A 15,116-nucleotide genomic window follows, 5' to 3' on the forward strand; every position below is an offset into this window, starting at 1 on the left:
CGCCGGGGACCGGGGCCGAAACGGGCCGTTCCTACCGTCGTTCCCACGGACGCGACAGATGGGGAGGCGTGTGATGACCCGTACCACCGCACCACGCGAGAGGGGCCGCTGGATCCAGCGGTGGGACCCCGAGGACGAGACGTTCTGGCGGGAATCGGGCGAGCGGATCGCCCGCCGCAACCTCCTCTACTCCGTGTTCTCCGAACACATCGGCTTCTCCATCTGGTCCCTGTGGTCGGTGATGGTGCTCTTCATGGGCCCCGGCTACGGGATCGACCCGGCCGGCAAGTTCTTCCTCATCGCCACCGCCACCTGCGTCGGCGCCCTGGTCCGGATCCCCTACACCTTCGCCGTCGCCCGCTTCGGCGGCCGCAACTGGACCGTCGTCAGCGCCCTGCTGCTGCTCGTGCCGACGGTGGCCGCGCTGGTGGTCATGGAGCCCGGAACCCCGTACTGGACCTTCCTGGCCGTGGCCGCGCTGACCGGCGTCGGCGGCGGCAACTTCGCCTCCTCGATGACCAACATCAACGCCTTCTTCCCCCTCCGCAAGAAGGGCTGGGCCCTCGGCCTCAACGCGGGCGGCGGGAACATCGGCGTCCCCGTCGTCCAGCTCGCCGCGCTGCTCGTCATCGCCACCGCCGGGGCCGGGCACCCGCGCCTGCTGCTCGCCGCCTACCTCCCCCTGATCGTGGCCGCGGCCGTGCTGGCCCTCGTCCGCATGGACAACCTGGCACCCGTGCGCGCCGACGCGGGCGCCGTACGGGAGGCGGCCCGCCAGCCCCACACCTGGATCATGGCCTTCCTCTACGTCGGCACCTTCGGCTCCTTCATCGGCTACGGCTTCGCCTTCGGGCTGGTCCTGCAGACCCAGTTCGGGCGCACCCCGCTCCAGGCCGCCTCGATGACCTTCCTCGGCCCGCTCCTCGGCTCCCTGTCCCGGCCCGTGGGCGGGGCGCTCGCGGACCGGTTCGGCGGGGCGCGGATCACCCTGGCCGCCTTCGTGGCGATGGCCGCGGCCACCGGGGTGGTCGTCCTGGCCTCCGTACGCGAATCCCTGCCCGTGTTCCTGACCGGCTTCGTCGCCCTCTTCGCGCTCAGCGGGGCCGGCAACGGCTCCACCTACAAGATGATCCCGGGGATCTTCCACGCCAAGGCCCTGGCGCGGGGCCTGGAGGGCGAGGAGGCGGCCGCGTACGGGCGGCGGATCTCCGGGGCCGCCATGGGCCTGATCGGCGCCGTGGGGGCCCTCGGCGGGCTCGGCATCAACCTGGTGTTCCGCCAGGCCTTCCAGGACTCCGGCTCCGGAACGGCCGCCTTCGTCACCTTCCTCGCCTTCTACGCGGCGTGCTGCGCCGTCACCTGGTCCGTATACCTCCGCCGGCCGCGGCAGCGCCCCACGGCCGCCCCCGGAGCCCCGGGAGCCCCCGGAACCACCGCGAAGGCGCAGCTCACCTCCGTGTGAGGCGGGCCCGGTGCCGTGCGCGTTACGGCACCGAAATACGGCGGAACCGAGCCTGACACGACCCCTTGACAGGCTCGGTCCCGCGACGTGACACCCGCCCGGACCCCGGGCAACGGCAGCCGAGGCAGGTCACCCCCCCATGGACGAAGCAACGCACGGCCCCCTGGCGGGCTTCACCGTCGGCGTGACCGCCGCCCGGCGCGCCGACGACCTGATCGCCCTGCTGCGCCGGCGCGGCGCGAGCGTGGTGCACGCACCCGCGCTGCGGATCGTTCCCCTCGCCGACGACGGCGAGCTGATGGCCGCCACCAAGGAACTCATCGACTGCCCCCCGGACGCGGTCGTCGCGACCACCGCCATCGGCTTCCGGGGCTGGATCGAGGCCGCCGACGGATGGGGGATCGGCGAAGGGCTGCTGGAGCGGCTGCGCACCGCCGAACTGCTGGCGCGCGGGCCCAAGGTGAAGGGGGCCGTACGGGCCGCGGGGCTGGTGGAGGACTGGTCGCCGGGGTCGGAGTCCCTCGCGGAGGTGCTGGACCGGCTGCTGGCCGGCGGGGTCGCCGGACGGCGGATCGCGCTGCAGTTGCACGGGGAGCCGCTGCCCGGGTTCGTGGAGGCGCTGCGCGCGGGCGGGGCCGAGGTGGTGCCGGTGCCCGTATACCGGTGGATGCCGCCGCAGGACCTGGCGCCGCTGGACCGGCTGCTGGACGCGGTCGCCGTCGGGGCGCTGGACGCCGTCAGCTTCACCTCGGCGCCCGCCGCCGTCTCGCTGCTGTCCCGCGCCGGGGAACGGGGGCTGCGGGAGGCCGTGGTGGAGGCGCTGCGCGGGCCGGTGCTCAGCGCCTGCGTCGGGCCCGTGACGGCGCTGCCTCTCCAGGCCGAGGGGATCCCCACCGTGGCGCCGGAGCGGTTCCGGCTCGGGCCGCTGGTGCAGCTGCTCTGCCAGGAACTGCCCGGCCGGGCACGGGTGTTGCCGGTCGGGGGCCGCCGGCTGGAGATCCGGGGCCGGGCGGTGCTCGTCGACGGCGCGCTGCGGCCGGTGCCGCCCGCCGGGATGGCGCTGCTGACGGCCCTGGCCCGGCGTCCGGGGTGGGTGGTGTCACGGGCCGAACTGCTGCGGACGCTGCCGGGGGCGGGGCGCGACGAGCACGCCGTGGAGACCGCGATGGCCCGGCTGCGGGCGGCGCTGGGGGCGCCGAAGCTGATCCAGACGGTGGTCAAGCGGGGGTACCGGCTGGCGCTGGACGCCGGGGAGTGCGGAGGCGGCGCTTCCGTCCGCTGAGGGGGTGCGCGCCGTCGTGGGGGTCGGTTAGCGTGCTCGGATGATCATTGACGGAGTGGAGATGAGGGGCGTCACGGTCGACGACGCCGCGGCGCTGGCCGTTGTGGTGGCCCGCAACCGGGAGGCCATGAAGCCCTACGAGCCCTTCCGGCGCGAGGAGTTCTACACGGAGGCCGGCCAGCGGGCCCGGATCGAGGCGCTGCTCGCGGAGCGCGAGTCCGGCCTCACCCTCCCGTTCCTGCTGGTCGCGGACGGGACCCCGGTCGGCTCGATCAACCTCGGCTCCATCGCTCTCGGCCCCCTGCGCAGCGGCGGCATCGGCTACTGGGTCGACCGCGACTGGCACGGCAAGGGCCTGGCCACCGCCGCCGTCGAGGAGGTCTGCCGGATCGCCCGCGACGAGGTCGGCCTGCACCGGGTCGAGGCCGGGACCCTGCTCGACAACGTCGCCTCCCAGCGGGTCCTGGCCAAGACGGGCTTCACCGAGTTCGGAGTCGCCCCCCGCTACCTCCACATCAACGGCGCCTGGCGCGACCACCGCCTCTTCCAGCGCCTCCTGCACGACGACCCGCCGCCGAAGTAACGGGCGGGGGCTTCGGCCCGGGGGGTTCCGCAACGCACGTGGCGGCGGCACTCTGGGGAGGCGACCCACGGGGGCCCACGGCGACCGAGGCGGTGACCGGCATGTGGTTCGACTCCGGGCGGGTCTGTCTTGACCTGCTGGCCACCTCCACGCCCCACGGGGACGCGGAGGGCATCGGTGACACCGACGAGCTGAGGCTGTGGCTGGTCGGCGCCGGACTGGTGCCCGACCGGACCCCGCTCGCCCGGCTGGGGCCCGACTGGGTGGCGGCCTTCCGCGGGCTGCGCGCCGACGTGGGCACCCTCGTACGGGCCGCCCTGGCCGGGGCCGGCCCCGAGGAGGACGCCCTCGCCCGGATCAACACGGCGGCCGCCGGCCCGCCCCCGGGCCTGTGTGCCGTACGGGACCGGGAGGGGCACCTGGTACGGGAGTTGTGCGGCGGGGTCGAGTGCGCGGGGCTCCTGGCGGCGGTGGCCCGGGACGCGGTGGAACTCCTCACCGACCCCGGCGACCTGGCCCTGCTGCGCGCCTGCGAGGGCGACGGCTGCGCCCGCGTCTACCTCGACACCTCCCGGGGCCACCGCCGCCGCTGGTGCTCCAGCGAACTGTGCGGCAACCGCGAACGCGTGGCCCGCCACCGGAGGCGGGTGCGGACGGCGGTGGGCGCGGGGGAGGGGTAGGGGTAGGGCGGGGGCCGGGGTCGGGCGCCCGCGGCGAGGGCCCGCCATCTCCCCCTCGACCCCGCGTGGCCGCCCGGCGCCTGCCCACCGCCTCCCGGGTGCGGGCGGGGGCTGCGCTGCGGCGGGATCCCTGCTGGTCCGCGTCAGGGAGGGTTCGGGGGTTTCCCGTCAGTCTCATCGTCTCTCCGCGTCGGGCCGGTCCCTCAAGGGCGCTCCCTTCGGTCGCGTCGCTCCGCGATGGCCTTCGGCCACCCTTGACCGACCGACCCGCCACGGAAATCCGAAGACTGCCGGGAAACCCCCAAAAGAACGGTCCACGGGGAGGAGAGGGAGGAGCGGGCACCTCAGCGAAGCGAGACCCGCCTCCGCCCAGTCCCGCATTCCGGCCCGACATTCCATCGGCCCTCGGCCCGGGCCGCCCCAACCGCCCGATACGACGACCACAGCGACCAACGGGCCCCACGCGCGCCAGATCGCTACGCGCTTCGCACGGCATGGCGTCCGCCGGCCGTCCGGGGCTGCTACCCGCGCCAAAGGACGGCCAGAGCGCCCTGCGGAGCCCCCGGACGCGCCAGATCGCTACGCGCTCCTCATTCCTCGGCGTCTGCGGGCCGTCCCGCATACGACGTCGCCAGGATGACCGCACGTCAGGCCCTCGGCGTGCTCCGGAACGAAGGCCTCGCGGAGGCGCGGAAGGGAGCCGGCGTCTTCGTGCGGACGTTCAAGCCCCTGCGGCGCCGAGGCATCGAGCGGCTGGCACAGGAGCGGTGGGGCTCGGGGCGCTCCGTCTGGTCCGCCGACACCGAGGACCGGGAGCTCGTCGTCGACCAGGTCGAGGTACGGGAGGAGGCGGTCGGCCGCCTCGCCGACGCTCTCGGCCTCTCCGCCGGGTCCCGGGTGTGGGTGCGCAGCCGCCGTTTCGTGCTCGACGGTAAGCCCGTCCTCTTCGCGACGTCGTACCTGCCGTCCGACGTGGTCGCCGACTCCGCCATCACGCGGGCCGACACCGGCCCCGGTGGAACGTACGCCCGGCTGGCCGAACTGGGCCACGAGCCCGTTCACTTCCGTGAGGAGATCCGCTGTCGGATGCCTTCGGCCGACGAAGCCGAGCGGCTTTCCCTTTCGCTGGGCACACCGGTCGTCCAGATCGTCCGCACCGCGTTCGCCGAGGGCGGTCGGGCCGTCGAAGTCAACGAGATGACCCTGGACTCCGCCTCCTACGTCCTGGAGTACGAGTTCGACGCCTGATCCACCGGTGACCAGCCCGAGACGGCCGTCGGACGCCATGCCGTGCGGAGCGCGTAGCGATCCGGTGCGCCGGTGGGGCCCGTTGGTCGCTGTGGTCGTCGTGTCGGGTGGTTTGCGCGCCCCGGGCCGGGGGCCGATCAGGGATTGGGCCCGGAATGCGGGACCGGGCGGAGACGGGTCTCGCATCGCTGAGGTACCCGCCCCCGCCCCCGCCCCCGCCCCCGCCCCCGCCCGCGCCCGCGCCCGCGCCCCCGCCCCCGCTCGGGAGGCGGGTGGGCAGGCGTCGGGCGGCCACGCGGGGTCGAGGGGGAGATGGCGGGTCCGTGGCCCCGCCCCGTACCCGTACGTATCCGTCCGATTCGTCCGGCGCGCGGAACCGGCGTGCGGACAGGGCCTGGGTTCGCGTACGGTTGACGGTCGCCCATGCACGTCAGAAGGGGGCCTTGGTGGCCGCGCAGAATGCCGCTGTCGACAGCACGGCGGATTCCGTCCGCGATCGGGAGATCGCGGCCGAGCAGACGCATCTCGATCAGGTGTACCGACGCCTTGAGGAGAAGATCCACGAGGCCGAGTTCCTGATGAACGACGCCGCCAAGCGGGGGCAGGTCGGCACGCCCGGCGCCCTCGCCGAGCGCGACGCGCAGGTCTTCCGCGCCGGGATCCACCTCAACCGGCTGAACAACGAGTTCGAGGACTTCCTCTTCGGGCGGATCGACCTCGTGCTGGGGAAGGACGGTGAGCGCGGTCCCGACGGCGCGTACACCTCCGTCGAGCCCGCCGACGACGCGATCCGCCCCGACCTCACCGCCGAGATCGCCGAGACCCTGCACATCGGGCGGATCGGCGTGCTCGACACCGACTACGCGCCGCTCGTCATCGACTGGCGCGCCCCGGCGGCCGCGCCGTTCTACCGCTCCACCCCCAAGGACCCCGGCCGCGTCGTGCGCCGCCGCGTGATCCGCTCCAAGGGCCGCAAGGTGCTCGGCGTCGAGGACGATCTGATGCGACCCGAGCTCACCGCCACCCTGGACGGCAAGGAGCTGCCCGCCATCGGCGACGGCGCCCTGATGGCCGCGCTCGGGCGGGCCCGTACGCACTCCATGCGGGACATCGTCTCCTCCATCCAGGCCGAGCAGGACCTGGTGATCCGCGCTCCCGCCGCCTCCGTCGCGGAGGTCGCCGGCGGGCCCGGCACCGGGAAGACGGCCGTCGCCCTGCACCGGGCCGCGTACCTGCTCTACCAGGACCGGCGGCGCTACTCCGGCGGCATCCTGATCGTCTCCCCGACGCCGCTGCTCGTCGCCTACACCGAGGGCGTCCTGCCCTCCCTCGGCGAGGAGGGCCAGGTCGCCATCCGCGCGCTGGGCTCCCTCGTCGACGGGGCCGAGGCGACGACGTACGACGACCCGCCGGTGGCGCGGATCAAGGGCTCCTCCCGGATGCTCAAGGTGCTCCGCAAGGCCGTGCGCGGCGCGCTGGAGCTCGGGAACGCTCCCGAGCGGCTGCGCGTCGTGGCCTTCGGGCGGCGCCAGGAGCTGGAGGCTCCCGAGCTCGACCGGATCCGCCAGACCGTGCTCAGCGGCACCGCCCCGGTGAACCTGCTGCGCCCGCGCGCCCGCAAGCTGCTGCTCGACGCCCTCTACGCGAAGTCCGGCCAGTCGGGCCGGCACAGCGACCCGGAGCTGGCCGCCGAGCTGCGTTCCGCGTTCGACGAGGACATCTCCACCGAGGACGACTTCATCGGGTTCCTGAACGCCTGGTGGCCGGAGCTGACCCCGCGCAAGGTGCTGGCCGCGATGGCCGACGAGCGGCGCCTGGGCCGCTGGTCGCGCCGGGACCTGAACCCCCGCGAGACCCGCCAGCTGGCCCGTTCCCTGCGCCGGGTCGGCCCGGACGGCAAGGGGCCCCTGTCGGTGCACGACGTGGCCCTGCTGGACGAGCTGCACCAGCTGCTCGGCGCGCCCGCGCGGCCCAAGCGCAGGCGGGAGATGGATCCGCTCGACCAGCTCAGCGGGCTGGAGGAGCTGATGCCGACCCGCGAGGAGACGCAGTGGGAGCGGGCCGAGCGGATCGCGGCCGAGCGCACCGAGTACGCGCACGTGATCGTGGACGAGGCCCAGGACCTGACGCCGATGCAGTGGCGGATGGTGGGCCGGCGCGGCCGGTCGGGCACCTGGACGGTGGTCGGCGACCCGGCGCAGTCCTCGTGGACGGACCCCGACGAGGCGGCCGCCGCCCGTGACGAGGCCCTGGGGCGCCGCCCGCGCAGGCGGTTCACCCTGACCGTGAACTACCGCAACCCGGCCGAGGTGGCCGAGGTGGCCTCCCGGGTGCTGAAGCTGGCGGCGCCCGGGATGGAGCCGCCGACCGCGGTGCGCTCCACCGGCCTGGAGCCCCGTTTCGCGGCGGCCGGGGACGATCTGGGCGCGGCGGTCCGCGAGGAGACGCAGCGGCTGCTGGAGCAGGTGGACGGCACGGTCGGCGTGGTCGTGGCCATGGACCGGCGCGCGGAGGCCGCGGGCTGGCTCGCGGACCTCGGCGGGCGGGCGGTGGCGCTGGGCAGCCTGGAGGCCAAGGGCCTGGAGTACGACGCCACGGTGGTCGTCTCCCCGGCGGAGATCGCCGAGGAGTCCCCGGCGGGCCTGCGGGTGCTCTACGTGGCCCTGACGCGTGCGACGCAGCAGCTGACGGTGGTCTCGGCGGCGGGCGACCGGCCGGGCGAGGAGGGCGTACCGGAGCTGCTGCGCCCCTGACGGGCCCGGGCGGGACCGGGCCCCGCCCCCGCCCCCGCCCCGGGCCCGTCCCCGCCCCGGTGGGGCCGGATGGCCCGCGGCCAGGCGCGTGAGCCGGGAGACCGACTCGTCGGAGGGGGGATCACATCCGGCGATCCTTTGTTAGCCTGGGTACGACACCGGCTCGATCCAAGCCCCCGGGCCCAACCTTCGTCGCCTAGAGCGACCACTTGCCGCGAGGCGAGCATGGCGGGTCGGTGTCGTCAGTCTGAGCGGGAACACCAGGTCCGCGCCCTCCACCCAGTGGGGGGCGCGGACCTGTTTTGTATTAACCCACCATTCCACCGGCCCCCGATATCTCGTATGGTGGAAGTGTTCTTCCGAAATTTGTAGCTGGTTACCTTTTACCGGCTGGTAGGTGGGACGATCGGACAACGGGTCCGTCCACGTCTGCCGTGTGCGGGCCCGTGTACAGCGAAATCAGGGACAGAAGAGGAACACGGCCATGGCAACGGCGCCCAGCGTCTCGTATTCGATGACGGTCCGCCTGGAAGTGCCCGCGAGCGGAACCGCGGTCTCCCAGCTCACCACCGCCGTGGAGTCTTCGGGGGGCTCGGTCACCGGCCTCGACGTGACCGCGTCCGGCCACGCGAAGCTCCGTATCGACGTCACCATCGCCGCCACCTCCACCGCGCACGCCGACGAGATCGTCGAGAAGCTGCGCGGCATCGAGGGCGTCAGCCTCGGCAAGGTCTCGGACCGGACCTTCCTGATGCACCTCGGCGGCAAGATCGAAATGTCGTCCAAGCACCCCATCCGCAACCGCGACGACCTCTCGATGATCTACACCCCGGGCGTCGCCCGCGTGTGCATGGCCATCGCCGAGAACCCGGAGGACGCGCGCCGCCTCACCATCAAGCGCAACTCCGTCGCAGTCGTGACCGACGGCTCCGCGGTGCTGGGCCTGGGCAACATCGGCCCGATGGCCGCGCTGCCCGTCATGGAGGGCAAGGCGGCCCTCTTCAAGCGCTTCGCCGGCATCGACGCGTGGCCCATCTGCCTCGACACGCAGGACGCCGACGAGATCGTCGCGATCGTCAAGGCCATCGCCCCGGGCTTCGCCGGCATCAACCTGGAGGACATCTCCGCGCCGCGCTGCTTCGAGATCGAGGCCCGCCTGCGCGAGGCCCTCGACATCCCCGTCTTCCACGACGACCAGCACGGCACCGCCATCGTCGTCCTCGCCGCCCTGACCAACGCGCTTCGCGTGGTGGGCAAGGCAGTTGGCGACGTCAAGGTGGTCATGTCGGGCGCCGGCGCGGCCGGTACCGCCATCCTCAAGCTGCTCCTCGCGGCCGGCGTCAAGAACGCGGTCAGCGCCGACATCCACGGCGTCGTGCACGCGGACCGCCCCGACCTCGTCGACGCGGCCCCCGACTCCCCGCTGCGTTGGATCGCCGACAACACCAACCCCGAGGGATACACCGGCACTCTGAAGGAGGCCGTGGTCGGCGCCGACGTCTTCATCGGCGTCTCCGCCCCGAACGTGCTGTCCGGCGAGGACGTCGCCGCCATGGCCGAAGGCGCCATCGTGTTCGCGCTCGCGAACCCGGACCCGGAGGTCGACCCGGCCGTCGCCCGTCAGACCGCCGCCGTGGTGGCCACCGGCCGTTCGGACTTCCCGAACCAGATCAACAACGTGCTGGTCTTCCCGGGCGTCTTCCGCGGTCTCCTCGACGCCCAGTCGAGGACCGTGAACACCGACATGATGCTGGCCGCGGCGAGCGCCCTGGCCGACGTCGTCGGCGAGGACGAGCTGAACGCCAACTACATCATCCCGTCCGTCTTCAACGACAAGGTCGCGGGCGCGGTCGCCGGCGCGGTCCGCAAGGCCGCCTCCGCTCCTGTGACGGCGCCCACGTCCGTCTGATCCGGCGCGTCGCGGGGTGCGGGCCGGGCGGGGCGCCTCTAGGGTTGCGGGGATGCCCGCGTGGCCCGCGGTCCGCATCCACGGCGGTCCGACGGGTCCACCCGGCCCGGGGGACCGCTGAAGCCTTCGATGCGGACGGAGCGTCACCGCGGCGTGACTGTGGCGCTTTTCGTGTGACCCTGGCGGGTGCCGGATTGGCTTTCCCGCCGCTGGTGGGGGCAGGATGCGTAACCGGGCGAGAGGGTCTGACGTTCAGACCCGGGTCCGGGGACTGTCCGAGGGCCCTGGCAGCATCGGCTTCGATCTCACGCCTCTAAGGCAAGTTGAACACGGGAGTACAACATGAACCGCAGTGAGCTGGTGGCCGCTCTGTCCGAGCGCGCCGAGGTGACCCGCAAGGACGCCGACGCCGTTCTGGCCGCGCTCGCCGAGACCGTCGGCGAGATCGTCGCCAAGGGCGACGAGAAGGTCACCATCCCCGGCTTCCTGACCTTCGAGCGCACCCACCGTGCCGCTCGCACCGCGCGCAACCCGCAGACCGGCGACCCCATCCAGATCCCGGCCGGCTACAGCGTGAAGGTCTCCGCGGGCTCCAAGCTCAAGGAAGCCGCCAAGGGCAAGTAGTACGCCCTTGTGCCGGGGGCCGAACAGGCCCCCGGGACGGCAGTAGTACGTACGACGAAGGGCGGCCACCCCACGGGGGTGGCCGCCCTTCGGTCGTGCCCGGCCCGTGCGCGGCCCCCAGGAGGGCCTCACGGGCCCTTCCAGGGCCTCGTGGGGCCCTGGAAGGGATCGGTCCGGACCTGGACCGCCATCGGGTCTCAGGATCCGGACCGGGAGCCGGTCTCAGACGAGGTCGCCGTTCGGCAGCTCGACCTTGGCGCCGAGCTCGACGAGCTTCTCCATGAAGTTCTCGTAGCCGCGGTTGATCAGGTCGATGCCGTGCACGCGCGAGGTGCCCTCGGCCGCCAGCGCCGCGATCAGGTACGAGAACCCGCCGCGCAGGTCGGGGATGACCAGGTCTGCGCCCTGGAGCTTGGTCGGGCCGGAGACGACGGCCGAGTGCAGGAAGTTGCGCTGGCCGAACCGGCACGCGCTGCCGCCCAGGCACTCGCGGTACAGCTGGATGTGAGCACCCATCTGGTTGAGCGCCGAGGTGAAGCCGAGCCGGGACTCGTAGACCGTCTCGTGGACGATCGACAGGCCCGACGCCTGCGTCAGGGCGACGACCAGCGGCTGCTGCCAGTCGGTCTGGAAGCCGGGGTGCACGTCCGTCTCCAGCGCGATGGCCTTCAGCGGGCCGCCCGGGTGCCAGAAGCGGATGCCCTCGTCGTCGATCTCGAACGCGCCGCCGACCCGGCGGAACGTGTTCAGGAAGGTCATCATCGAGCGCTGCTGCGCCCCGCGGACGTAGATGTTGCCGCCGGTCGCCAGGGCCGCGGACGCCCAGGAGGCGGCCTCCAGGCGGTCCGGGAGCGCCTTGTGGTTGTAGCCGCTCAGGCGGTCCACGCCGGTGATGCGGATGGTGCGGTCGGTGTCGACGGAGATGATCGCGCCCATCTTCTGCAGGACGCAGATGAGGTCTTCGATCTCCGGCTCGACGGCGGCGTTGCTGAGCTCGGTCACGCCCTCGGCCAGGACGGCCGTCAGCAGGACCTGCTCGGTCGAGCCGACCGACGGGTAGGGGAGGCGGATCTTGCAGCCGCGCAGGCGCTGCGGGGCCTCCAGGTACTGGCCGCCCTCGCGCTTCTCGATGGTCGCGCCGAACTGGCGGAGCACGTCGAAGTGGAAGTCGATCGGCCGGCCGCCGATGTCGCAGCCGCCGAGGCCCGGGATGAAGGCGTGGCCGAGGCGGTGCAGCAGCGGGCCGCAGAAGAGGATCGGGATCCGGGAGGATCCCGCGTGCGCGTCGATGTCGGCGACGTTGGCGCTCTCGACGTGGGTCGGGTCGAGGATCAGCTCGCCCGGCTCCTCGCCGGGCCGCACGGTCACGCCGTGCAGCTGGAGCAGCCCGCGCACGACCCGCACGTCACGGATGTCGGGAACATTGCGCAGCCGGCTCGGCTCGCTGCCGAGCAGGGCGGCGACCATGGCCTTCGGCACGAGGTTCTTCGCGCCGCGGACACGGATCTCGCCCTCGAGCGGGGTTCCGCCGTGGACAAGCAGGACATCGTTGCCGGTCATGGATCTCGCGTTCCGGAGAGGATGGGCAGGGGATCAGTGAAAAGGGTAAGGGTCGCCACCCCCTTGTTTGTATGGCCGACGTGGCCGTAGGACTGTCATGAATTCGGTACAGCACCCTGTGTGTGCGACAGGTGGCGGAGTGTCGCGTTCCGGGGCTTGGGAAGGCGCGCGCTCCTCTCTGCCGCCGTGCGCCCTGAGCTGCGCGTGATCCATTGCCGCCGTCCGCTCCCCCCGGAGGGCGATTGTGCGAGATCATGTCCGCATGACCGAGGTGTCCTCCCTCACAGGGCGGCTGCTCGTGGCCACCCCCGCCCTCGCGGACCCGAATTTCGACCGCGCGGTCGTGCTGCTGCTCGACCACGACGAGCAGGGCTCCCTCGGCGTGGTCCTCAACCGGCCGACCCCGGTGGACGTCCGCGACATCCTGCTGCCGTGGGCGCCGCTGGCCGGCGACCCGGGCGTGGTCTTCCAGGGCGGCCCCGTCGCGCTGGACTCCGCGTTGGGGGTCGCCGTGATCCCGGGCGAGGAAGGGCCGCTGGGCTGGCGCCGCGTGCACGGCGCGATCGGCCTCGTGGACCTGGAGGCCCCGCCCGAGCTCCTCGCCGCCGCCCTCGGCGGCCTGCGCATCTTCGCCGGCTACTCCGGATGGGGCCCCGGCCAGCTGGAGGCCGAGCTGGGCGACGGCGCCTGGTACGTGGTCGATTCCGAGCCCGGGGACGTCTCCTTCCCCGACCCCGAACGGCTGTGGCGGGCGGTGCTGCGCCGCCAGCGCAGCGAGCTCGCGATGGTCGCCACCTATCTGGACGACCCGTCGCTGAACTGACCCCGGCGGGGTTCAGTACCCTGGATTTCATGAGCACTCTTGAGCCCGAGCGCGGGACTGGTACGGGGACCCTCGTAGAGCCGACGCCGCAGGTGTCCCACGGCGACGGCGACCACGAGCGCTTCGCCCACTACGTCCAGAAGGACAAGATCATGGCGAGCGCGCTCGACGGCACCCCCGTCGTCGCGCTCTGCGGCAAGGTCTGGGTGCCGGGCCGCGACCCGAAGAAGTACCCGGTGTGCCCCATGTGCAAGGAGATCTACGAATCCATGGGCTCCGGCGGCGACAAGGACAAGGGCGGCAAGGACAAGTAACCGGGTCCGGTGGTCCGGATCCGGGGTCCGGTGGTCCCGGGTCCGGTGGTCCGGTGGTCCCGGGGGCGAAAGTCCCGACCGTCGAGGCGAAGGCCCTCGGTGCGCGCGATCGCGCCCGGGGGCCTTTTGCGTGCCCCGGGGCCGGGCTAGGGTCGGCCCGACGAGCACGCTGCGAAACGAGCGTTGCGCAGGGTGCAACAGGCTCGCTGCCGCGAAGGGCTGACGCATGGACCTGATCCCCGCACCGCAGGACGCCACCGTGGACGAGGAGGGCCGGCGCTACGCGTTCGGCCCGCAGCCGGTGCTCGCCGCAGGACCCGGCGGCGAGGGGGTCGCGCGCTGGCTGCGCCGCGAGCTCGGGGCCGCCACCGGGTGGGAGCTGCCGGCCGCGGGGCCCGGCGCGCGGGGCGACGTACGCCTGGCCGTCGACCCCGGGCGCGCGCAGGCCGACGGGCCCGAGTCCTACCGGCTGACCGTGGCCGCGGACGGGGTGGAGCTGACGGGCGCCTCCGCCGCCGGGCTGTTCTGGGGGGCGCAGACGCTGCGTCAGCTGCTCGGGCCCGCCGCGTACCGCAGGGCGCCGCTGGCCGGGCCCTCCGGGCGGCCCGGCTGGAGCCTGCCGTACGTCACCGTCGCCGACGCCCCCCGCTTCGGCTGGCGCGGGATGCTGCTGGACGTCGCCCGGCACTTCACGCCCAAGGACGGGGTGCTGCGGTACATCGACCTCCTCGTCGCCCACAAGCTGAACGTGCTCCACCTGCACCTGACGGACGACCAGGGCTGGCGGATCGAGATCGCGCGGTACCCGAGGCTCACGGAGGTGGGGGCCTGGCGCGCGCGCAGCCGCTGGGGGCACCGGGCCTCGCCGCTGTGGAACGAGACCCCGCACGGCGGTTTCTACACCCGGGACGACATCCGCGAGATCGTCGCGTACGCGGCCGAACGGCACGTGCGGGTGGTCCCCGAGATCGACGTCCCGGGGCATTCCCAGGCCGCGATCGCCGCCTACCCCGAGCTGGGCAACCGCGACGTCGTGGACACCGCCGCGCTCGGCGTGTGGGACGACTGGGGCGTCAACGAGAACGTGCTCGCCCCCACCGAGGACGTACTGCGCTTCTACGAGGGAGTGTTCGAGGAGGTCCTGGAGCTGTTCCCGGCGGAGGTCTCGCCCTTCGTGCACGTGGGCGGCGACGAGTGCCCCAGGACGCAGTGGCGCGCCTCCCCGGCGGCACAGGCGCGGATCGGGGAACTGGGGGTGGACGGCGAGGACGGGCTCCAGGCCTGGTTCATCCGGCACTTCGACGGCTGGCTCGCCGCGCGCGGGCGCCGGCTCGTCGGCTGGGACGAGATCCTGGAGGGCGGGCTGGCGGACGGCGCCGTCGTCTCCTCCTGGCGCGGCTACGGGGGCGGCATCGCCGCGGCCGAGGCCGGACACGACGTGGTGATGTGCCCCGAGCAGCGGGTGTACCTGGACCACCGTCAGGCGGACGGCCCGGACGAGCCGATGCCCATCGGGTACGTGCGCTCGCTGGAGGACGTCTACCGCTTCGAGCCGGTGCCGCCGAAGCTCTCCGCGGAGGCCGCCGCCCACGTGCTGGGAGCGCAGGCCAACGTGTGGACCGAGGTGATGGAGAACCAGGCGCGGGTCGACTACCAGGTGTTCCCGCGGCTGGCCGCCTTCGCGGAGACGGTGTGGTCCCGGCTGCCGGAACCGGAATCCAGGGACTACGAGGGCTTCGAGGCCCGGATGGCGGCGCACTACGCACGGCTCGATGCCCTCGGAGTCGACTACCGGCCACCGGCGGGACCGTTGCCGTGGCAGCGTCGGCCGGGGGTGCCGGGGCGTCCGCTGGAGGGCACGCCCCCGATCGTGTGACC

11 protein-coding genes and 1 pseudogene are annotated in these 15,116 nt (G+C 73.3%); 11 read left to right on the plus strand and 1 reads right to left on the minus strand.

Translation table 11 applies throughout. From position 1 onward, the window contains the following. Nucleotides 1-73: 73 nt before the first annotated feature. The 8 genes and pseudogenes from OG295_RS21365 (at nt 74) to OG295_RS21400 (ending at nt 10,541) form a co-directional block, all read left to right on the plus strand. Nucleotides 74-1,462: a nitrate/nitrite transporter gene (locus tag OG295_RS21365; RefSeq protein WP_371678322.1), complete on the plus strand. Its 1,389-nt coding sequence runs from the start codon at nt 74-76 to the stop codon at nt 1,460-1,462. 139 nt (nt 1,463-1,601) lie between these two features. Continuing rightward, nucleotides 1,602-2,744 carry a uroporphyrinogen-III synthase gene (locus OG295_RS21370; protein WP_371678323.1) on the plus strand — a complete coding sequence of 381 codons (1,143 nt, stop codon included), beginning with the start codon at nt 1,602-1,604 and terminating at the stop codon, nt 2,742-2,744. Between the two features lie 40 nt (nt 2,745-2,784). Further along, a complete protein-coding gene (locus OG295_RS21375; RefSeq protein WP_371678324.1) occupies nt 2,785-3,327 on the plus strand; it encodes a GNAT family N-acetyltransferase in 543 nt (180 codons plus the stop codon). 101 nt (nt 3,328-3,428) lie between these two features. Further along, complete coding sequence (locus OG295_RS21380) at nt 3,429-4,007, plus strand: ABATE domain-containing protein (protein WP_371678325.1); 579 nt, start codon at nt 3,429-3,431, stop codon at nt 4,005-4,007. 621 nt (nt 4,008-4,628) lie between these two features. After that, nucleotides 4,629-5,255: pseudogene (locus OG295_RS21385) on the plus strand (GntR family transcriptional regulator); the annotation flags it as partial. A gap of 446 nt (nt 5,256-5,701) precedes the next feature. Next, entirely contained in the window at nt 5,702-8,008 is a 2,307-nt protein-coding gene (locus tag OG295_RS21390) for a UvrD-helicase domain-containing protein (RefSeq protein ID WP_371678326.1), read from the plus strand. A gap of 484 nt (nt 8,009-8,492) precedes the next feature. Then, nucleotides 8,493-9,917, plus strand: coding sequence for an NAD-dependent malic enzyme (locus OG295_RS21395; protein WP_371678327.1), 1,425 nt, complete (start codon nt 8,493-8,495; stop codon nt 9,915-9,917). Nucleotides 9,918-10,259: 342 nt separating this feature from the next. Next, nucleotides 10,260-10,541, plus strand: coding sequence for an HU family DNA-binding protein (locus OG295_RS21400; protein WP_007264399.1), 282 nt, complete (start codon nt 10,260-10,262; stop codon nt 10,539-10,541). A 222-nt stretch (nt 10,542-10,763) separates the two neighbouring features. Here OG295_RS21400 and murA read toward each other — a convergent pair whose 3' ends face one another. Continuing rightward, the gene (murA, locus tag OG295_RS21405; RefSeq protein WP_030239179.1) at nt 10,764-12,101 is read right to left on the minus strand and encodes a UDP-N-acetylglucosamine 1-carboxyvinyltransferase; all 1,338 of its coding nucleotides are present in this window, start codon (nt 12,099-12,101) and stop codon (nt 10,764-10,766) included. A gap of 262 nt (nt 12,102-12,363) precedes the next feature. Here murA and OG295_RS21410 point away from each other — a divergent pair, with 262 nt between their 5' ends. The 3 genes from OG295_RS21410 (at nt 12,364) to OG295_RS21420 (ending at nt 15,114) form a co-directional block, all read left to right on the plus strand. Continuing rightward, nucleotides 12,364-12,924 (plus strand): YqgE/AlgH family protein, encoded by a 561-nt coding sequence (locus OG295_RS21410; protein ID WP_042817019.1) that lies wholly within the window; start codon nt 12,364-12,366, stop codon nt 12,922-12,924. A gap of 29 nt (nt 12,925-12,953) precedes the next feature. Continuing rightward, complete coding sequence (locus OG295_RS21415; protein ID WP_063760367.1) at nt 12,954-13,238, plus strand: DUF3039 domain-containing protein; 285 nt, start codon at nt 12,954-12,956, stop codon at nt 13,236-13,238. Between the two features lie 226 nt (nt 13,239-13,464). Further along, the gene (locus tag OG295_RS21420) at nt 13,465-15,114 is read left to right on the plus strand and encodes a beta-N-acetylhexosaminidase (RefSeq protein WP_371678328.1); all 1,650 of its coding nucleotides are present in this window, start codon (nt 13,465-13,467) and stop codon (nt 15,112-15,114) included. The last annotated feature ends 2 nt before the right edge of the window (nt 15,115-15,116 follow it).

This window comes from Streptomyces sp. NBC_01276, assembly GCF_041435355.1.
GTDB lineage: Bacteria > Actinomycetota > Actinomycetes > Streptomycetales > Streptomycetaceae > Streptomyces.